Source organism: Nostoc sp., assembly GCF_054880495.1.
The window spans coordinates 98,686-119,573 of record NZ_JBTYKD010000094.1 but is presented as its reverse complement, the minus strand read 5'-3'; the positions used below and the strand labels follow the sequence as shown (position 1 = coordinate 119,573).

General features: G+C 40.4%; 17 protein-coding genes and 1 pseudogene. 11 read left to right on the top strand and 7 right to left on the bottom strand.

Annotation, left to right across the window (positions count from 1 at the left end; translation table 11 throughout):
* Positions 1–496: 496 nt before the first annotated feature.
* Both ACYTXL_RS10900 and ACYTXL_RS10895 read left to right on the top strand, forming a co-directional pair.
* Entirely contained in the window at positions 497–802 is a 306-nt protein-coding gene (locus tag ACYTXL_RS10900; RefSeq protein ID WP_461924752.1) for a type II toxin-antitoxin system Phd/YefM family antitoxin, read from the top strand.
* Positions 774–1,091: pseudogene (locus ACYTXL_RS10895) on the top strand (Txe/YoeB family addiction module toxin). The gene ACYTXL_RS10900 and the pseudogene ACYTXL_RS10895 overlap by 29 nt, the downstream one beginning before the upstream one ends.
* Here the strand turns inward: ACYTXL_RS10895 and mazE are convergent.
* The 4 genes from mazE to pheT form a co-directional block, all read right to left on the bottom strand.
* On the bottom strand, positions 1,066–1,347 hold the full coding sequence (gene mazE, locus ACYTXL_RS10890) for a type II toxin-antitoxin system MazE family antitoxin (RefSeq protein WP_461924741.1): 282 nt from the start codon (positions 1,345–1,347) through the stop codon (positions 1,066–1,068). The pseudogene ACYTXL_RS10895 and the gene mazE overlap by 26 nt on opposite strands.
* A 223-nt stretch (positions 1,348–1,570) precedes the next feature.
* Positions 1,571–2,365, bottom strand: coding sequence for a Tab2 family RNA-binding protein (locus ACYTXL_RS10885; protein ID WP_461924740.1), 795 nt, complete (start codon positions 2,363–2,365; stop codon positions 1,571–1,573).
* Between the two features lie 264 nt (positions 2,366–2,629).
* On the bottom strand, positions 2,630–2,899 hold the full coding sequence (locus tag ACYTXL_RS10880) for a YciI family protein (protein WP_334757203.1): 270 nt from the start codon (positions 2,897–2,899) through the stop codon (positions 2,630–2,632).
* Positions 2,900–3,089: 190 nt separating this feature from the next.
* Positions 3,090–5,540: a phenylalanine--tRNA ligase subunit beta gene (gene pheT / locus ACYTXL_RS10875; protein WP_461924739.1), complete on the bottom strand. Its 2,451-nt coding sequence runs from the start codon at positions 5,538–5,540 to the stop codon at positions 3,090–3,092.
* Positions 5,541–6,298: 758 nt separating this feature from the next.
* Here pheT and ACYTXL_RS10870 point away from each other — a divergent pair.
* A complete protein-coding gene (locus ACYTXL_RS10870) occupies positions 6,299–7,264 on the top strand; it encodes a glycosyltransferase family 8 protein (RefSeq protein ID WP_461924738.1) in 966 nt (321 codons plus the stop codon).
* Between the two features lie 276 nt (positions 7,265–7,540).
* On the opposite strand, the gene ACYTXL_RS10865 is transcribed toward ACYTXL_RS10870, so the two are convergent.
* Genes ACYTXL_RS10865 through ACYTXL_RS10855 form a run of 3 tightly spaced genes read right to left on the bottom strand, consistent with a single transcriptional unit; the run spans position 7,541 to position 9,457 of the window.
* Entirely contained in the window at positions 7,541–7,807 is a 267-nt protein-coding gene (locus tag ACYTXL_RS10865) for a PIN domain-containing protein (protein WP_461924737.1), read from the bottom strand.
* Positions 7,804–8,004, bottom strand: coding sequence for a type II toxin-antitoxin system VapB family antitoxin (locus ACYTXL_RS10860; RefSeq protein ID WP_181927572.1), 201 nt, complete (start codon positions 8,002–8,004; stop codon positions 7,804–7,806). The genes ACYTXL_RS10865 and ACYTXL_RS10860 overlap by 4 nt, the downstream gene beginning before the upstream one ends.
* A 46-nt stretch (positions 8,005–8,050) precedes the next feature.
* The gene (locus ACYTXL_RS10855; protein ID WP_461924736.1) at positions 8,051–9,457 is read right to left on the bottom strand and encodes a response regulator; all 1,407 of its coding nucleotides are present in this window, start codon (positions 9,455–9,457) and stop codon (positions 8,051–8,053) included.
* Between the two features lie 735 nt (positions 9,458–10,192).
* On the opposite strand from ACYTXL_RS10855, the gene ACYTXL_RS10850 reads away from it, so the two are divergent.
* From ACYTXL_RS10850 to ACYTXL_RS10815, 8 genes are all read left to right on the top strand, one after another.
* A complete protein-coding gene (locus ACYTXL_RS10850; RefSeq protein WP_461924735.1) occupies positions 10,193–10,867 on the top strand; it encodes a vWA domain-containing protein in 675 nt (224 codons plus the stop codon).
* Positions 10,868–11,413: 546 nt separating this feature from the next.
* Positions 11,414–12,196 carry a PP2C family serine/threonine-protein phosphatase gene (locus tag ACYTXL_RS10845; protein ID WP_292790669.1) on the top strand — a complete coding sequence of 261 codons (783 nt, stop codon included), beginning with the start codon at positions 11,414–11,416 and terminating at the stop codon, positions 12,194–12,196.
* A gap of 57 nt (positions 12,197–12,253) precedes the next feature.
* A complete protein-coding gene (locus ACYTXL_RS10840) occupies positions 12,254–14,422 on the top strand; it encodes a tetratricopeptide repeat protein (RefSeq protein WP_461924734.1) in 2,169 nt (722 codons plus the stop codon).
* 327 nt (positions 14,423–14,749) lie between these two features.
* The gene (rfbF, locus tag ACYTXL_RS10835; RefSeq protein WP_461924733.1) at positions 14,750–15,523 is read left to right on the top strand and encodes a glucose-1-phosphate cytidylyltransferase; all 774 of its coding nucleotides are present in this window, start codon (positions 14,750–14,752) and stop codon (positions 15,521–15,523) included.
* 129 nt (positions 15,524–15,652) lie between these two features.
* Complete coding sequence (lhgO, locus tag ACYTXL_RS10830) at positions 15,653–16,867, top strand: L-2-hydroxyglutarate oxidase (RefSeq protein ID WP_461924732.1); 1,215 nt, start codon at positions 15,653–15,655, stop codon at positions 16,865–16,867.
* A gap of 399 nt (positions 16,868–17,266) precedes the next feature.
* Positions 17,267–18,295 (top strand): NAD-dependent epimerase/dehydratase family protein, encoded by a 1,029-nt coding sequence (locus ACYTXL_RS10825; protein ID WP_461924731.1) that lies wholly within the window; start codon positions 17,267–17,269, stop codon positions 18,293–18,295.
* 131 nt (positions 18,296–18,426) lie between these two features.
* Positions 18,427–19,695, top strand: a complete 1,269-nt coding sequence (locus ACYTXL_RS10820) for a methyltransferase domain-containing protein (RefSeq protein ID WP_461924730.1) — start codon at positions 18,427–18,429, stop codon at positions 19,693–19,695.
* A gap of 191 nt (positions 19,696–19,886) precedes the next feature.
* Entirely contained in the window at positions 19,887–20,822 is a 936-nt protein-coding gene (locus ACYTXL_RS10815; protein ID WP_461924729.1) for a glycosyltransferase family 2 protein, read from the top strand.
* Positions 20,823–20,888: the final 66 nt, after the last annotated feature.

The window sequence follows — 20,888 nt, the reverse complement described above, 5'->3', positions numbered from 1 at the left end:
TCGCAACGTATCTATACTCCTGTTTTGCGTCACAATATCTAACACAGCCTGAAGGTGAAAACTACACCTGCTGAGTAACTTAACAACGTTAATTTCATAGAACAGTAAATAATTTATTACCCAAACCTTTTTTATAGCAGTGTGATCAGCTACGCCATCGTCGAAGCGATCGCACTGATGGTTGGTGAGACCAGAGCCACACTAGCCTAAAAGTCTTGCTATATAGCAATCGCCAAAGCTGTTAGGACAGTTGGCGGGAAACGCCCCTTCAACAGCCTACTTTGTGATTTTATTGCTGTCCTAAGCTACCTGTCCGTTGCTATATAAGCATTACAGCAGTAAAGTTAGCGAAACTACTGTCTATCAGCCAGGGGTTTTCTATCCACCAACACCGGCTGTTTATACTTCGCCACCTCAAAGAGCGCCAGTCTTAAAGCTGATTCATAGCACTGTAAGAGAGTTTATAATATATGTACAGATTTATGTACATCAAGTAATGTTGCCTTACAAAATCACATCTCCAACCGATGCAAGAAATTACTTTTTTAAGTTGTTAGAACTGGTAGCCGAAAATCATCAGGTGTATATGAGCAATCGTCGTGATGGTGAAAATGTAGCCTTGATTGCTGAGTCAGATTTGGTAAGTTTGCTAGAGACGGTGTATCTTTTGCGATCGCCTGCTAATGCGCGTCGTTTATTAGATGCAATAGAGGAGTCGAAAACTGGCAATATCCAACCTCAAGCGATCGCAGAACTTCAGCAGGAGTTGGGAATTGAGCAAGAAGAAGAAAAAGAAAGCTGAATCTAGTGAAATTAAGCCAGTTGTTGTTAATCGAAGTCCTGGTTTTAGTTCTAAATTTAAAGAAGATTTAGCTTGGTAGTTCAAGCAAGATTTTCAGAAAGCATCGAAAATATTAGATTTGGTTACAGCTGTAATGCAACACCCGTTTGAGGGTATTGGTAAACCAGAAGTATTAAAATATATGGATGCAGATATTTGGTCGCGGCGAATTGATTTAGAACATCGCCTTGTATATCGAGTGGCAAGTACTCAGATTGATTTTCTCACTTGTCGATATCACTATGAATAATCGATTTAAAGCCGAGTAATATATTAATATCAACAACATTTATGCCATCTCCAGCAACGGTATCCCACGTAGAAATTTCAGATTGATACTCTGGATCTTCTGCATCCTGCTTGAGGGCTGTAATCATTTCTGCTGCTAAAATTCGGTGGCGGTGTTCTGCCAGCAGTGTATTGATGTATGCACTACGATTTCCTTGTGCATACTGATCTACGAATTGTAGAATATCTTCTTCTAAGCTAATTGTGACTTTGAGCATCTGTATGAATTTTTAGTATTACTATTTAGTATGATTTTATCATCATATAATTTACCAAGTCTATGTTTCCGGAAAGGACACATGTTCATAAATGTCCGCTAGGGAACAGGCAAAGTTTAGGCTGATTAACTGTAATTCTTGATTTACTTTATAACTATATAAAACCCATCTTCCTTCAGCATTGCGACGAAAACAATCAACACGCTATTTTTGTCAATCAATATCAATCTTCTGCTCGTAACAACCAAAAGCCGCTATAAGTCATGCCGGAATCGTCTGGTTGAACTAACAAAAAATGCAATCCTCGACTTTGCTGTTTCCGTTGTTCAAATGCTTGGGCTGCTGTTGTAACTTCTGGATCTTCAAATGTGGCAACAATCCACCTATCCACTAAGCCAGCTTCTAATATTAAGCCATCCGGTGTGCCAGAAATGTAGTTTAACGCCACAGGATGAGCTTGCTGCAACCAGCGTGCTAGACGCATTGATTGGCGTCCACCATAAATTATTACACCAGGGACGGGCACTGTTGATGCCAAACCCAAATTGATGGGTTTGAGATGTTCTGGGATGTGCAAAATGGGAATGGGGCGATCGCTAAATCTCGTTTCTACATCACTAGCAGCTAGAGTCGCAAAACGCCATTGTTCTCCCCAGAGATTTTCTGGTAATGGTGCTGGGGGTGGTTTATCCAGCGTTGAAGGATATTGCTTTTCTTGTAACCACTGCTTCAACGCCAAAGTATGGCGGGTAGGTTCGACATTTATACTTAAATTACGTCCAGCCGCCTCAATTAAACTTAGTGACTGAGGACGAAATACCTGAATCACATCTGGCAATTTTTCACCAGCAGCGAATTCAAATTGAGCAGCAACCCAATTAGAATTTGCTGCTGACTGGAGACAGCTAGCTTCATATTGAAAGCTGCGAGTTGCGTCACAAATCAACAACTCCCATAAAATTTGTCCAGATGCATCTGCTAACGGACGACGAAAAAAATCAGCCTGCCAAATTTTCATAGGAGATGGGGGAGAGTTAAAACTGAAAGTTTCAAGCTCAGAGGTTCAAGTTTTATGCTCAAAGGTTCAACGTTTATGCTCAAAGGTTCAAGTTTCATGCTCAAAGGTTCAACGTTTATGCTCAAAGGTTCAACGTTTATTTATGCTCTGAGGTTCAACGCTTATGCTCTGAGGTTCAACGCTTATGCTCAAAGGTTCAAATTTCAAGCTCAGAGGTTCAACGTTTATGCTTATTTCTCTCATCTTCCCATGCCAATACCCAATTTAAAAAGCCTGAATCCATTCTTTAACAGAATACTCAGTCCAGATGCCATTTTTCCAGTAAGGGTCATTTTCAATTAACTGGCGTACAGTGGCTTCGTCTTCGGCTTCGTAAATCCCAAAAACTTTTGTAACATCTTTGGTGGGACCAATAGTAATCAGCACACCGGATTCTTTCTGTTTTGCTAATCCGTCTAAATGAGCTTGACGGTGGGGGGTACGTTTTTCGAGAACGTCTTCGCAGTAAGTTCCCCAGACTACATATTTAGGCATGGTTAATCAATTTAAAATTTAAAAAAATGAACGCGAGTGGAGAGTAGGGAGTAGGGAGACAAGGGGGATAAGGGGCATAAGGGAGATAAGGCAGACAAGGGGAATAACCCATGCCCAATACTTCTCTACGAGAGGCTGCGCCAACGACGCCGCTCAGTACAAGTCAGTACAAGTGCCCAATGCCCAATAACTAACTTCTCAGGTTAACGCCGAATTTTTCCACTAAAGCTTCGCGGACTTTATTGTGTACTGGTTCAACTTCTGCCTCAGTCAGAGTGCGATCGCTAGCCCGATAAACTAAACGAAATGCTAAACTCCGCTGCCCTTCTTTTACATTTTCACCACGATATTCATCAAATAATTCTACCGATTCGAGCAAATCTTTACCCGCTTTGGTAATTACTTTTTGAATTTCCGCAACTGAGATTTTCACTGGTGCAAAAAAGGCGATGTCGCGATCGCTAGCTGGATAGGTAGAGTAGGAACCGAATGTTGGCACAAGAATTTCATCTTGTCCTAGAGAATCTAAAAGCACATCTAGATCCAACTGGAAAACGTAAACGGAATCTGGTAAGCCTTTTTCTCGTCGCAATTGCGGATGTAATTGCCCAAAAATTCCCAGTCTGTTACCCCGAATCCACAGAGAAGCGGTGCGTCCTGGATGTAAGCGATCGTCGCGGCGATCGGGTTGAAATTCAATTTCCAAACCAAGTTGCCGAAATACACTTTCTAAAATACCTTTGGCTTCAAACCAGGTGAGCGGTTGTTCGCGGCCACTTTTTGCCCATTTGCCAAGGGTGCGATCGCCTCCCACAATCCCCGCAAGGGCTTCTGTTTCTTGCAAACCGTCTTCTTCTCGCCAGAAAATTTGCCCGATTTCAAAACCGTTAAGGGCACCATTACCCTGCTCTAAATTATATCGAAAGGCATCAATTAACCCAGATATCAAATCAGTTCGCAGTGCCGAATATTCGACAAACAAGGGATTTGTTAATACTATCCCTCTATCTTCTCCTGGTTTGACTAAAGAATAGTGGATTAATTCTGTCAATCCTTCAGCCCGGAGGAAAGCTCGTAAGTTGCGAATCAGTTCTTCATCTAAAGGCAGATAGCCAGCTTCCGCTTTTTCTGGTAAGGTATCACAGAATTTGTTATACCCATAGAGACGGGCAATTTCTTCAATTAAATCAATTTCTCGCTCTAAGTCGCGGTAACGATAGGGTGGGACAGAAACTGACCATGTACGTTGATGTGTACTATCTTCTCCTGAAGGAGTCAACTGACATCCCAATGCAGTCAGGATGCGCTCAACATCTTGTTCTTGGAGTTCACCTGTGTCTTTTCCCAAATCGATTGGCCCCAGTATTTGATTAACTCGATCTAAACGCAGTGCGATGGAATGACTCCAGGTAGATTTATTGGGGCGGGTGTCCGCAATTTCCTGCTGTACAATAATTCCACTAGCCAATTCGCTAATTAAGGATAAGGCGCGGCGATTAGCAATTTCCAACTCAGCCCGGTTAACTCCCCGTTCATATCTACCAGAAGCCTCACTTCTTAAGCCTGCACTCCGGGAAGAACGCCGAATTGCCACGGAATCAAATAACGCCGCTTCTAAAACGAGCCTTTGAGTGCCTTCATGGACTTCTGTTTCTTCCCCACCCATGACTCCCGCCAGTGCAACGGGTTTTTCGTTGGCGGTAATTAACAAATTTTGGGTTGATAGGGCGCGAGTTTGTCCATCTAGGGTTTTGAGAGATTCTCGCGCAGTGGCGAAGCGGACGCCGATGCTTAAATTTTCACTACTTGCAAGAGATTGTAGGCGATCGCAATCAAAAGCGTGCAATGGTTGTCCCCATTCCAACAAAACGTAGTTAGTAATATCCACAACATTACTGATGGGACGTACCCCAGCCGCCCGCAAACGCTGTTGCAACCATTCGGGAGAGGAAGCAATTTTTACCTGTTCAATTACCGTACCAATGTATGCAGGACAAGCTTGGGTATCGGCGATTTTTAAAGCTAAATTTCTGGCATTTTTGGAAATAGAGACTTCATCAGGTTCAGAAATGCTCAACTTTCCACCCGTCAAAGCTGCTACTTCTCTAGCTACGCCTACCATACTCAGAGCATCAGCGCGATTAGCAGTTGCAGTTAAGTCTAAAATTACATCATCTAAACCCAACAACGGACGCACATCACTACCCAATGGTAAATTTTCCTGGGTAAAAATATGAATTCCGTCTACATCGGTGGGCAAACCAAGTTCTTTTAAAGAACAAATCATTCCCTGAGATGGGACACCACGCAGTTTTGCAGGTTTAATTTTTAAATCGATCTTGGGTAAGTAAGTACCCGTAGTTGCCACTGGTACATAAATATCTGCCTTGACATTGGCAGCACCACAGACAATATTTAAAGTCTCACCTGTACCGATATCCACTTGGCAAACACTCAATTTATCGGCGTTGGGATGGGGTTGACGCTCAAGCACTTTCCCGATCACCACGCCATTTGCCCAAGTGCGGCGATCTTCAATCTCTTCAACCTCAAACCCAGCCATTGTCAGGGTTTCGGCTAATTCTTCTGGACTAAGTTTTATCTCTACTAGTTCGCGCAGCCAATTTAGAGAAATACGCATGGAGTGTGCTTGTTTTAGGAATCGTCTTTTGCTCTAATTTTAGGGTGTTTACTAGCGATCGATGCCTACTCGTCCCGCAAGACGTACCCTTTCACTTGAACAATCCTACTACGTTAGACTGGCAGAACAATCTTTCATGCTAATCTTTTCTTGGTGTCTTGGTTTCTGTCAATGTCGAAGATTCAGTAGATTATATATACAAATGGAACCCACGATTGAACAGTTATAGCACTTACGCACAAGTTACGGAATAATGTAGACGCATTGGCGTTCGCGTTAGCGTCTCTGAAAGAGAAGCCTCTGGTTGGCGCAGCCTCTCGTTAGCGCAGCCTCTCCAAGAGAAGAGAAGAAAAGAGAAGCGGCTTCCCGCAGGCTACCGCAGAGGCGCAGAGAAGCCAGTGTGTTGCAGGGGTTCCAAGAGTTGTAGCAACTGGCGCGACACAGAGAAATCAGAGTTTGAGAGATATTTTGCGTAAGTCCTAAGTTAAAGACTTTCTATGATTTATGTGTGCGAGTAAGTACCCTATTACAAACAATTGAGCTAACTAGGTACGAGAGGCGATCGCAAAGAGGGCGCGTTGTAAAGTCATGTAACGTAAATCAAGTAAAATCCTTGATATATGATTGTTTGAATACCAAACTTTCAATGAGGTAAAATGAATCAGCAAAACAGGCGTTAGCTTGAATATTTATCAGGTGATTATGTTAAAATATCTGCGTTTATATTAGCAATATCTAAATTATATAAAAATGTAATAATGACAATCCTATCAAACGAAAAACCAATTATTCTTGTTTGCGCTGCTGATGATAACTACTCTATGCCTATAGCATCGGCTACCCGCTCAGTTATTGCCAATTTCCAAAGTGAACACAAGTTGGTTCTATATATTATTGATGGTGGAATTAGTAAACTCAACAAACAGAGAATTATCAAAAGCTTAACATCTGAGGAAGTCAGTATCAATTGGCTCAAGCCCAAAAAAAAGCACTTCAAAAATGTACAGATTTCATCCACCATTACAATTGCTGCTTACTATCGGCTTTTAATTCCTCAACTGTTACCAAAGCAATTTGATAAGGCAATTTACATTGATAGTGATGTGATTGTACAAGGAAATATAGAGGGATTATGGAATATTGATATTGGAGAATATTATCTCTTGGCAGCACAGGATCTGGGAGCGCCTTATGTATCTTCGCCGAGAGGACTGATAAATTATCAAGAGCTTGGCATTTCTCCAGAATCTAAATACTTTAATTCCGGGGTTCTAGTAATGAATCTCAAAAAATGGCGCGAAGATCAGATTTTTGAAAAAGTAATTGAGTATTTGACAATAAATAAACAGTATGTGCGGTGGCATGATCAAGATGCTTTGAATGCTATTCTTGCAGGAAAATGGGGGGAACTTGAACCTGGATGGAATCAAATGCCATATTTGTTTCGATATTCATCTTGGCAAGATAGTCCGTTTACAGAAGATGTATTCAATCAGCTAATGAATAATCCTGAGATTATTCATTTTTCAACTGGGGATAAGCCTTGGCAGAATAGTTGTAACCATCCTGACAAAGATTTATTTTTTCAATACCTTGATAATTCAATTTGGTCTAATTGGTATGCGGAACAAGCTGTAAAAAAAGAAAGGAAAAGGCGGATGGCTTTTTTACACAACAGTTATCATCTGGTGAAGCAGCGAATTAAATCACTGTTGAAAGCATAAGGAACTTCCAAATAAAAAAACATCCCAAATTTTCTTGTGGGATGGGTGTCCGCACCCGTCCCATATTCAGGGCGGGCTTTCCTGCCCACCCCACAATATGGATAATTTATTTCTTGTCAGTCCCTAAGTAGCGTAGACCTAGCATTGAAGCAATGTTATGGGAATATGCTGACTGAAATTCTCAAAATCGTTATCTGTGGTTATTATTTTGTAATTTCTCCGAGCGGCTGCGGAACAAATGAGGAAATCTGTGTTTGCACCTTGAATACCGTTGCTTCAGCAAGTATTATAAAACTCAGAAGCAAGTTCATAGTCTTCCATATCTAACTCAAGATTAGGAAATGCGCGGAGATAATTTTTTAGCCGATTGTATTGGTTGGTGTCACGAATCCCTGAGAGTATCTCTTGCCGAACAGCACCTAACAAAGCAACTCGACCATCAGCAATTAATTCTTGCAACACTGCAACATAGGGTGAGTCGTCAACTTTATAATTACGTCTGAGAGCTAAAGACCAAATTGAAGTATCAACAATGACTTTCATCGACTCCGACGCTGTTGCTTGTAGTCATAATCATCGTCGTATTCAATCGTACCAAATAACTCCAGAATTTTCAGTTGCTTTCGACGCTGTACATACTCTCGTAATGCCTCTTCAACAACAGCATCCTTAGTTGGATGACCACCAAGTTCAAGAGCTTCCTTAATTAAGTTTTCGTCAATTTCTAGATTAGTAGCCATATGCAAATTCTTCTAATTAGGAATTACGAAATATTTTATGCTTAATTTAAGTCAAATGCATAAAGACCATTTTCAGTAATTGGGTGCGAGTAAACGGTTTAGTCAGATATCCAGATGCCCCTACTAATCTCGCTTTTACTTGGTCTACAATTCCTTTATTCCCAGTGACAAAAATGATCGGAGTCCTCTTAAATATTGAATTATTTCGTATAATTCGACACAACTCATAACCATCGATTCCTACCATGTTTAAATCCAGCAAAATTAAGTCCGGTTTGTGCCTTATAATTGACAAAGCAGCTTTTATTGGATCGTTGATAGTCACTACAGAAAAACTTTCATTTTCTAAGAAATAGCTAATTTCTTTGAGAATTGTGCGGCTATCATCTACAGAAACGATTTTGTGGATTTTTTCTGCCGTTACAGTAGCAGCCGTTACTCTTTGGGAAGCAGGATTTATGTTATTTGATATTGTTGGTTCCTGAAAGTTTGCTTTTGGAGGAGCAGAAATCTGTGATAATCGCTGAACAGGAACTATATTCTCTTCAGAAATAACTGCATAAGAGTTGAGGGTGATACTTAGTTTTTCTTTGCTATGAACTAAGTCTGTAATTGATTTTGAGAGAAGCGTAGGCGTAGCCGGTGGTAGATATCGCTGCTCAAAAATCTTTGGTAATCTATCAAATGGTGGATCAGGTTCATGCAAGATAATCGCACCATTAACGATGTAAGGGTATAAATTGTCAGCTAGTTGGATTTCATCTTGATTCAAAATTACAGCCAGATGACGCAGGCTAAAACCCTTCATCCAATTAGTTAGATATGGCTGGAGGTTTGGTAAATCTTTTTCCTCAAGTTTGCTGTTAATCAACAGATATGGACGTTGATAGGGAGAAGAAATTTGGGGAACAAAAGCCTGCCAATTCTGTAATCCCATTTGGCAACATTCGAGAACTTTTTCTACATCTAGCCGGCAATTTTTTGGCATTCTATTCAGTGGTTCTGTTAATTTATAAGTGCCTTTTTTGATGAGCAAAAATGATTCAATCACCTCTTTAACTAATTCTTGAACCAGCATTGCTGCTTGTGGAGAATGTAGATGTTGTTGACTAACAAGCCAGGATATAGCCTGATATTCAGGAGGGCCGCTGATGGAATTGCTATTATGTTCGATTAACTGACCGTGTGAATCAGGTTCAAACATCAGACGTAATTGAACACGAACCTCGCTAGTAAGTAGTGGAATTTGGTGGCTGAGGCGACGCAAATGACGTTCTAATCGGTCAAATGGTTCCACTGAATGGGTAGCGTAGGTTATTTTGCCCTGTTCTAAGTAAATCGACCAAGAAACTGAGTTACTTAATGCTTGTAAACAAGTACTGTCGGAGCAATTGGATAACTGTCTTAATAAACTTAGAGGACGTAGTTTGGTGAATGCACCTGAATTATTCATATTTTTCAAGTTTTTTACGGAATCAACAACCGAACATTTGTAAATTGAAAATATCAGCGATGAAACATTTTCTTCTTTGTCATATTTCTCTACACACAAATTATCTATTTTAAAATATGTATAACTATATTAAAAATTATAAGGTTTAAAATATATTTGTTAGATTTGGCACATTATACCTAATTTATCTCAAAAAACAAGTAGGTGGGTATGAATAAAGGTAAACACTGATTATGGCTAGACTATCAGTAGATGTTGGTTGCCTCCAAGCTTTACTCACTACCGACAACTCTTGGCTGAAGACCTTAATAATGACGTTTATTTATGCCCACTCTCTTAAAGAGGCAAATTTGATTCTAAGTTTCCGTAGTTACACTGGTATACTTATAGAGCTAATGATCTTCATTATGGTCAATCACTTTTCTCTAAAGAACCGATTCTCCTACATAAAATCTTTAAAAACTTATCTAGGAAAGTTTACGTATTTATTGTACTGTAGGTTTAATGGATATAACTTTTTGGTAAATACATTACAACAGGTAATGGTCAGTTTTGATAAACTAAGCTATGCTCAAGTTCATCTTAATATAGAGAACTTCATGAAAATAATTTGTTTAATAAAGATTAGACCATCTACGACTAGATACTATATTCTGTAGTGGCTTCGGCAACTGTAATTATATACTCTGAGAAAAGGAAAATAAAACGTTGAACTTTAACATAACACAAAAAGTTATGCATGATACATTAAGACTTGATGAAGTAGTAGAATTTGCTGAGAACCCAGAACCACGTTGTCCTTGTGTGCTGTTACTAGACACATCTGGCTCGATGCAAGGAGATCCGATTGAGGCTTTAAATCAGGGTTTACTAAGTTTAAAGGATGAATTAGTCAAAAATTCTTTAGCTGCCAGACGGGTAGAAGTGGCGATTGTCACTTTTGATAGTAATATCAATGTAATACAAGATTTTGTGACTGCGGATCAATTCAATCCGCCGATTTTGACAGCACAGGGCTTGACTACGATGGGTGCAGGAATTCATAAAGCTTTAGACATAATTCAAGAGCGGAAATCTCAGTATCGTGCCAATGGAATTGCTTACTATCGTCCTTGGGTATTCATGATTACCGATGGAGAACCGCAAGGCGAGTTAGAGCATGTGGTAGACCAAGCATCCCAGCGCTTACAGGGAGATGAAGCAAACAAACGTGTAGCATTTTTTACAGTTGGTGTAGAAAATGCGAACATGACGCGTTTAAATCAAATAACTGTGCGTACTCCATTAAAACTCAAAGGATTAAATTTTATTGAGATGTTTGTTTGGTTGTCAACTAGTATGGCGGCTGTTTCCCATTCGCAGGTGGACGAACAGGTAGCACTACCGCCGATTGGTTGGGGGACTGTTTAAGTGAACTACTTAGACTTGCCTACGGAACAGAGTCTTAGCTCTCCCAATTCATCGGGAATAGCCATCAATTACTCCATAGTTTTTTTGGTCTGACATTCCCTCCTTTTGTCAGGAGTCCTGGTTCCCAAGACCCGAATCTTTTCCCCTGAGCGAAGTCGTTGGCGTTCACGTTAGCGTCTCTGAAAGAGAAGCCTCTCGTTGGCGCAGCCTCTCGTTGGCGCAGCCTCTCGAAGAGAAGGGTTCTCTTGCAACATATACCTATAAGAAAAGGTTTTCGCTTATGGCATTGATGGTCAAGACATTAATTATAATACCCGAAAAAATTGGGGATTCGTCATCCATCCAAAATTTGTTTTTACTTTGTACAAAATTAATTCTGGATGCAATCCTCATCCCCCGTGGTCACTGAGCGCGGTCGTTGTGCTCACAATCCCCATCGAATCACTACCTTATTCGCGTAGCGGACGCACTAGAAGATGGGGACTTCCGCGAAGCATTAAAAATCGCAGCTTGATGTTTACACAGCTAGCTGCTGGAACAAAATTTATGAACATATCAAAACAGATTACTCAATGGCGGATTGTGGCTGCCTCTGTATGTGGTACAAGTCACTTAAAAAACAAGCAGTTATGTCAGGATGCTCATCATTGGCAGATATTGTCAGATAATATTTTAGTGGCGGCCGCAGCAGATGGTGCGGGTTCTGCTAGTCTGGGAAAAGTGGGAGCGATGGTTGCTGTGGAGACAGCAATAGAAAACATTTCCACCAAAGGACTGACGCGAAAAATTTTAACTGATGATGCATTGGTGCGATCGCTCTTAAATGATGCCATACTAGCTGCTAAAAAAGCTGTGGAGGCTGAGGCGGTTACTAGTGACAAACAGCCTCAAGATTTAGCAACTACCTTAATTATGATGATTGCCACACCAGAAGTTGTGGCTGTGGCACAGATAGGTGATGGTTTGGCAGTGGCAAAAGATAGCATGGGCAATCTCCTCGCACTGACTATACCTGATAGCGGCGAATACATCAACGAAACCACTTTTTTAACTTCGCCTAACGCTTTAGATACAGCGCAGATCAGATTATGGCGCACAGATATAGTAAATGTTGGTATCATTACTGACGGACTACAAATGCTGGCTTTGAATATGGTTGTTGGCGAACCTCACAAACCGTTCTTTTTTCCCCTGTTTGAATTTGTAGCCAATACCAAGGATAAGACAGAAGCCAAGGAGCAGTTAGTAAAATTTTTACGCTCAGAACGGATTACACAACGCACTGATGATGATTTAACACTCATTATAGCTGCCTTCAACGAGTCATAAGCAATACATCTACAGGTTTCACATCTTACAATAACTTCCGTTAACGGTAATTTCATTATGCAGGTACTACGTTGTTCTCCTAGAAAAGAAATCCTTAGCCTCAATGTCAGTTTGGGGCGTGGCGGTGAAGCTTGTGTTTATGCAGTGCCATCAGATAGCAACTTGGTGGCAAAGATTTATCATAAGCCAACGACTGCCCATGCTGATAAACTCCAGGCGATGCTTGCCAATCCGCCAGAAAACCCGACGGCTAGTTTGGGGCATATCTCTATCGCTTGGCCAGAGGATTTATTACGGGCAGCAGATGGCAAAAATAGCATCCTTGGCTTTTTGATGCCACATATTCAGGGGATGCGTCCAATCATCGACTTTTACAACCCCAGAACCCGTCGCCAACACTGCCCCCTATTCAACTATCAGTACCTGCTCCGCACCGCTCGGAACTTGGCGGCAGCTTTTGCAGCTTTGCACACTAGTGGATATTGCATTGGTGATGTGAACGAGTCAAATATCCTCGTCAGTGACACCGCACTGGTGACTTTGATAGATACAGACTCTTTCCAAGTACCCGACCGAAACAACAATGTTGTCTATCGTTGCCCAGTAGGTAAACCAGAGTTTACCCCACCAGAACTCCAGAATAAAACTTTTGCCCAACACGATCGCGAAATCTCTCACGATTTATTCGGGTTATCGGTGCTGGTATTTCAACTCTTAATGGAAGGCACCCACCCATTTTCGGGGATTTTTCAAGGTGCTATTGAGCCACCGCCCTACGAAGCCCGGATTGCATCGGGTCATTTCACTTACAGCGAAAAGCGGCACGTACCCTACCTGCCTACACCGATTGCGCCCCCTTGGGAAATTCTCCATCCCGCCTTACAGGAACTATTTCTCCGTTGTTTTGAAGAGGGTCACAATAACCCACTGCTGCGCCCCAGTGCCCAGACTTGGCTCTCGGCAATAGCTGAAGCCGAAGATTCCCTGATTACCTGCACGACAAATCCCCAGCATCGCTACAACAACCACATGCGTGCCTGTCCGTGGTGTGAACGTACCGTGCGATTAGGCGGACGCGACCCCTTTCCATCACATCGGGCTATAGAAGCTAGAGAACATCTACAACCGCGAATCAAAGCGAAAAAGCACTACACGCAGACACCGCGTTTTCCACAGCGAGCCATGTCATCGCACCTAGCTAATTATTGGCAACCAGCAATTACCCCAAGCGGTTCATATTATAAAGCTTCCAAGAAGTCAAAATTGTACCCGATTATTTCTTGCTTGCTGGGTTTTGGCCTATTGGGATATGCGGATATAATGATTAAATTTACTCAGCCGTTTATTTCCCAAAATGCTTACACCCAACAAGCATTGAATTCTCGCCAGATAAATAACAAACTCAGCGTCGCTGATTACAATCAGCAGGGTGATGCTGCTTACAAAGAGCGAGACTATGAAAAAGCAATTGCCAACTTTAGCCAAGTAATTGAACAAGAACCTACATTTGCCATAACGATTGTAAACCGTGGCAATGCCCGTTATAACCTGAAAGACTACGAAGGAGCAGTTGCAGATTATAGCCAAGCTCTCCAAATCAACCCCAATCAAATCAAAGCTCTTGTAAATCGGGGCAATGCCCGCTATATGCTCGCCGAATATAGCAATGATCCTGATCAACAATATAACCTAGCGCTCGCTGACTATAATCGGGCTATCGGTCTGGATAGTAAGGAAATTGAAGCTTATGTCAGACGGGGGATTGTCCGCACCCAAATGGCTAAATATAGCGGTGAATCTCAACAAGGTTATAAAAGAGCGATCGCAGATTTTACTCAGGCAATAAAACTGAATGTATCCAAAGCCGAAGCTTACTTTCAGAGGGGTGTTGTCTATTATCAAATTGCTCAATATAGCAGCAATTATGAGCAAGAATATCAGCTAGCGATCGCTGACTTTAACCAAGCATTAACTATTAGCCCCAAACTAGCTAAAGCATATCTCAAACGAGGTATGGTTCGCTATGAACTGGCACAATATGGCGGTAGTCAATCTAACAAAAACCAGACGAAAGCTATCCAAGATATACAGGCATCTGCCAAAATCTTTCTTGACCAAGATGATATGGATAATTATCAGCAAGCACTCAGTAATATGTGCGTAGTCGTAGAAAACAAATGTGACCCTTTATTCCAAGGATCAACTAGCATCCAAAAAACTAACTAAAAACAAGTAAGTTTTGTTACTGACATATTATTAGTTTTGATTTCAGAAATCAAGCTTGACTAGGGTTAGCTGACGCTAATCCTAGTTATTTTATGGGTGAAATTTTTATTTAATTGAGTAATTGATTTCCGTATTTTTAGATATTCATACAGCTTTTATATAGAAAAGATTTTAATTTATATTTCCTTCATAATTTTGGCGAAAATTACAGTTAGATTGTTGACGGAGAAAGAGAAATCAGAAATCAATTTTTCTCTATCTAAGTGCATCCTCTTCATGTCGATAAAGTCAAATAATAATATCCCTACAAATCTCCGAGGTAATTGCATGAAAGCGGTGATTTTGGCTGGAGGGCTTGGTACACGCCTCAGTGAAGAAACTAGTATCAGACCCAAGCCGATGGTTGAGATTGGTGGTAAGCCAATTCTCTGGCACATAATGAAAACTTACTCTGCCCACGGCATTAATGACTTCATCATTTGTTGTGGTTACAAAGGTTACATAATTAAAGAGTATTTTGCTAACTATTTCTTACATATGTCAGATGTTACATTTGACATGCGATTTAACCAAATGAACGTGCATTCTGGTTATGCTGAACCCTGGCGTGTCACCTTAGTGAATACAGGTGATAATACAATGACAGGCGGACGCTTAAAGCGAATCAGCGAACATGTTGGTAATGAAACTTTTTGTTTCACCTATGGTGATGGTGTAAGTGACATTAATATCACCGAGCTAATTAAGTTTCATAAACAACAAAATAGTTTAGGAACACTCACAGCCGTTCAACCAGCCGGACGTTTTGGAGCCATTTCCTTAGGAAATGAGCAAACTAAAATCACCAGCTTTCGAGAAAAACCTGAAGGTGATGGAGCTTGGATTAATGGCGGTTATTTTGTGTTAGAACCAGAAGTAATCAATTTGATTGCTGATGACTCTACGGTGTGGGAACAAGAGCCATTAGAAAAGCTAGCTGATATGGAACAGCTATCTGCTTTTAAACATCATGGTTTTTGGCAACCGATGGATACTTTACGCGATAAAAACTATCTCGAAGGGTTATGGAAAAATAGTCAGGCTCCTTGGAAGGTTTGGTAGAGGTAGAGACGCGATTAATTGCGTCTGTTTGGAGAGACGCGACTAATCGCGTCTGTACAGGAGTTAGGAATTTTAACTCCCCACTCCCCAGTTTATAGATTTACTGTAATTTCAAGTAGAATAATACTAATGTATGATTTTGCGATTATCGGTGGGGGAATAGTTGGACTTTCTACAGCGTTGGCTTTAGGAAAACGCTATCCCAATGCGCGTATTTTAGTAGTAGAAAAAGAGAGCCAATGGGCATTTCACCAAACTGGCAATAATAGCGGGGTGATTCATTCTGGTATTTACTACAAGCCAGGGAGTTTCAAAGCTAAATTTTGTCGTGATGGTTCTCGCTCTATGGTAGAGTTTTGTCAAGAGCATGGAATTGAGCATGAAGTTTGTGGTAAAGTAATTGTTGCAACTGAAGAACAAGAACTACCACGCTTAGAAAATCTCTACAAACGCGGCTTAGACAATGGGATAGAAGTCCAGAGAATCAGCCCGGAAGAAGTCAAGGAAATTGAACCTCATGTAAAATGTGTAGGTGGACTTCGGGTATTCTCAACTGGTATTGTTAATTACAAGCAAGTTTGTTTGAAATACGCCCAGCTAATTGAACAGCAGGGTGGGGATTTATACCTGAATACAAAAGTTCTGAAAATCTCCCCAAGTGGTGAAAATCAGGTATTGGAAACAAACAACGGTAACTTTGCAACACGCTTTGTAATTAATTGTACTGGATTGCATAGCGATCGCACCGCCAAACTAGGTCAAGTTGAACCCCAAGCAAAAATTGTCCCATTCCGGGGAGAATATTACGAACTCACCCCAGAAAAACGCTATCTGGTCAAGACATTAATTTACCCAGTTCCCAATCCAGATTTCCCCTTCCTGGGTGTCCACTTTACCCGGATGATTGATGGTAGCGTCCATGCAGGGCCAAACGCGGTTCTGTCGCTCAAACGCGAAGGTTATAAAAAAACCGACTTTGACCTGCGAGATTTTCTGGAAGTCATCACCTATCCTGGTTTTTGGAAGTTAGCAGCAAAACACGCTGATGAAGGCATCCAAGAAATTATTCGTTCCTTTAGTAAAGCAGCCTTTACCAGAAGTTTGCAAAAACTAATTCCCGAAGTCCAAGCACAAGACTTAGTTCCCACCCATGCGGGAGTTCGCGCTCAAGCCTTAATGAACGATGGCAAGCTTGTAGACGACTTTTTGATTGTTTCCGGTCAAAACTCCATCCATGTTTGCAATGCTCCTTCTCCGGCTGCCACATCCTCTCTAGAAATTGGCAAAGCGCTAGTCACTCAAATTCCCCAACTCTCGCATCTAGATAATGTAGTAACTGCATAGATAGATAGTTGTTATTTCCGGAACTGCTGAATTAGGGAATGAATCTTGTGGGGTGACTTGTTCGCCTGGAAATATAAGGGACGGGCAAAGATGTCCATCCCACAAGAAAAAAGTGTAGTGCATCAATTCAGAACCGTTATAGAGTGCTGCTACCCAATGGGTGAGCCTGGAAAAGGTTTTAGTAACTACGTAATGACTGTTATAGCAATTTTAAAAATGATTGCGACAGATGGAAACCTGAAACGCTTATCCAATGGATGTTTCACAATCCAAAATCTAAAATCTAAAATGGTATTAGCAGATTCAGATAGCAGTTCCCTTTTGGATGTATCGCACAGTTAGCTGTGCGACCCTACTAAACGAAGAATTTAACTCATCAATACAAAGGCATTAACCACAATGAAAATATTAGTAACTGGCACAGAAGGCTATCTAGGTTCGTTATTACCTTCTCTATTAATTGAACGGGGACATGAAGTTATTGGTCTAGATACTGGTTTCTATAAAGTTGGTTGGCTGTACAATCCTAGTGGTGTAACACCCAAAACCCTCAACAAAGATATTCGTAACATCACCCCTGATGATTTGGAAGGTATTGAAGCAATAGTTCACATGGCGGAACTCTCCAATGACCCAGCCGGACAATTGGCACCAAATATTACCTACGAAATTAATCATGTAGGTTCAGTTCGTCTGGCTAGTCTGGCTAAGGCTATGGGTGTGCGTCGCTTCGTATATATGTCTTCGTGCAGTGTCTACGGTGTTGCTACCGCAGGTGATGTTACAGAAGAATCCCCAATTAATCCCCAAACAGCCTACGCAGAATGCAAAACTCTCGTAGAACGAGATGTCAGACCACTCGCTGATGATGACTTCTCTCCCACCTTTATGCGGAATGCCACAGCCTTTGGTGCTTCTCCCAGAATGCGCTTTGATATTGTTTTAAACAACTTAGCAGGGTTGGCATGGACTAGCAAACAAATTAAAATGACCAGTGATGGTACACCTTGGCGGCCATTAGTCCACGCATTGGATATTTGCAAAGCAATAGTTTGCGCCTTGGAAGCACCACGGGACATTGTACATAACCAAATCTTCAACGTAGGAGATACAGCAAACAACTATCGCGTCAAAGAAATCGCTGAAATTATTGCTGATATTTTCCCAGATTGTAAATTGTCCTTTGGTGACAACGCCGGAGATAACCGCAGCTATCGGGTATCCTTCGAGAAAATCAACACAATCTTACCCGGATTTAAATGTGACTGGGATGCCCAACTTGGTGCTCAACAGCTATTTGATTTATTCAGTCAAATAGATATGGCTGAAGATACTTTCTTATTTAGAGGATTTACCCGCTTAAAGCAGTTAGAGTATCTGATTCGTACCGAGCAAATTGACAAAGATTTCTTCTGGAATAAAAAGTAGATAGAGTTAGCTATTAGTGTGTAAATAAATAAAACTTTACACACTAATAATATCAAGAATTCTGAAACTAATAATATTTATTCGGAATTATTTCATCCATCAAATTATTTGTAATCAGTGAGTTGAGAATTATGGCGATCGCAAAATGTCGTTTCAGTGGTCAACCTCTGCACCAAACTTTTATTGAGCTAGGAATGTCACCTTTAGCCAATGCTTATCTGACAGCAGAACAGCTAAATAATGCCGAAAAATTTTATCCTCTTCATGCTTATGTTTCTGAAGAGACTCTCTTAGTTCAATTAGAACAGTTTGAAACTCCAGATCACATTTTCAGCGATTATGCTTATTTTTCTTCTTACTCCGTAAGTTGGCTAAAACATGCTAAAGCTTACACCGATATGATGGTAGAAAGGTTTGGCTTTAATCATCATAATCAAGTTATCGAAATTGCCAGCAACGACGGCTACTTACTGCAATATTTTTTAGAAAAGGGAATCCCAGTTTTAGGAATAGAACCAGCAGCAAATATCGCCAAGGTTGCCCAAGGTAGAGGCATTCCTAGTATCAACAAGTTTTTTGGAGTTGAAACTGCTAAAGAACTAGTGATGCAAGGAAAATTAGCTGATCTTTTGATAGGCAATAATGTTTTAGCTCATGTACCGGATTTAAACGATTTCATCGCTGGGATAAAACTCATCCTCAAACCCAATGGCATTTTGACGATGGAGTTTCCTCACATTTTACAACTCATCCAAGAAAATCAGTTTGATACGATTTATCATGAGCATTTTTCTTACTTCTCATTCCTGACTATCGAAAAAATTTTTGCAGCGCACAAATTACAACTTTTTGATGCAGAAGAATTATCAACTCATGGCGGTTCTCTAAGAATTTATGTCAAACATGACTACGCTGATAATCCTAGCATTAGCGACCGGGTTAGCCATCTAAAAGCAAAAGAAATCGCTGCTGGACTGCATCAGATAGAGACTTACATTACATTTGCTGAGAAAGTCAAACAAACAAAGCACAAGCTATTAAATTTTATTTTGACGGCTAAAGCCGAAGGTAAATCAATCGCTGGTTATGGCGCACCAGCCAAAGGCAATACGTTGCTCAATTACTGTGGGATTGGGAAAGATTTTATTGATTACACAGTAGATTGCAGTCCCTACAAGCAAGGCTTATTTTTACCTGGAACTCATATTCCCATCTTTGAACCAGACAAAATCCGCGAAACAAAACCCGATTATGTCCTAATTTTACCTTGGAATCTCAAGGAGGAAATTATGGAACAAATGGCATTTATTAGCAAATGGGGTGGACAGTTTGTAGTGCCAATTCCTGAAGTAAAAATTTATCCATCTCCTATTCCAGATAGGCTTTTACTAGCATCGTAATTACTAAGTATAAGCCAAGAGATGCTTCTTGTTACTAATTGTTTTGATAATAAACAAAATTTAAAGAGTAATTAAAAGGCGTATCTCCTCTAAATTTTTTGCCACCAAACCGCAAGAAATCAAACTGGAAAGTAGCTTAGTAATTAATAAGCTGCTGTTAGTAGCTACTTAACTACAGATTTGAGCTTAATATGAATAAATTGCTCACCATCGCCATTCCAACATTCAATCGTGCCCAGCTTTTAGATAAACAACTGACTTGGTTAGCTAAATCTATTAAAGGCTTTGAGTCTGACTGTGAAATCTTTATTTCTGATAATTGCTCTACAGATAATACCCAAAAAATAATTAAAAAGTGGCAGATAATTCTTAGTAATGTTAGATTTACATCAAACAGAAATAGCGAAAACATCGGCGTAATGGCTAATATTGCTTGTTGTTTGAAAGCCCCAATGAGTAAATATGTTTGGACAATTGGTGATGATGATCCAATTCACGAGAGAACTCTAGATTATGTGTTGACAACACTAAAAAAACATTCCGATTTAGCGCTAATGTTTTTAAACTTCTCCGGTCGCCAAAAAGGAACAGGTCAACTTGTTGTAGAAGGCTGGTTAAATAGTGATAACGATGAGCTAAGAGTTGATGGTAAAGCTGTATTCCAAGGTTATCTGAACGAAAATTTTGGTGGTGTACTTTTTATATCAGCAGCAATTTATCGTACAAATATAGTACAAGAAGCTTTACAAAAGTGGCCGTCTGCCACTAGTAATTGGGCATCTCAAGCATATTGGACTACGTTTTGCGCTGCTCATGGAAGTGTCATTATCACTAAAGACACTTATTTAGAATGTACTGTGGGCGCTAGTCTTTTAGACCTTGACCCAACATGGAATTTTAGAATGCGATATGCGTACATACCTGAAGTTTATATAAAACTACTAAAGGTAGGATATTCTCATAAATTTTGTCAGGAAATGATTTGGCAGAATTTCCAACAAAAAACTGACTTAAAAATATTATTAGGTGCTTTAAAACGTTGGATTTTCTTGACAATAAAGATATTTATTCTTTATCTACGTTTGTTAATTATATCAGCTTGGGCAATTCTTTTTCCACCAAAATAACTAGAGACTAGCCTGTAATTTAGTGTCTAAATTGCCAAAATACTGTTAACACTAGTTATTGGCGAT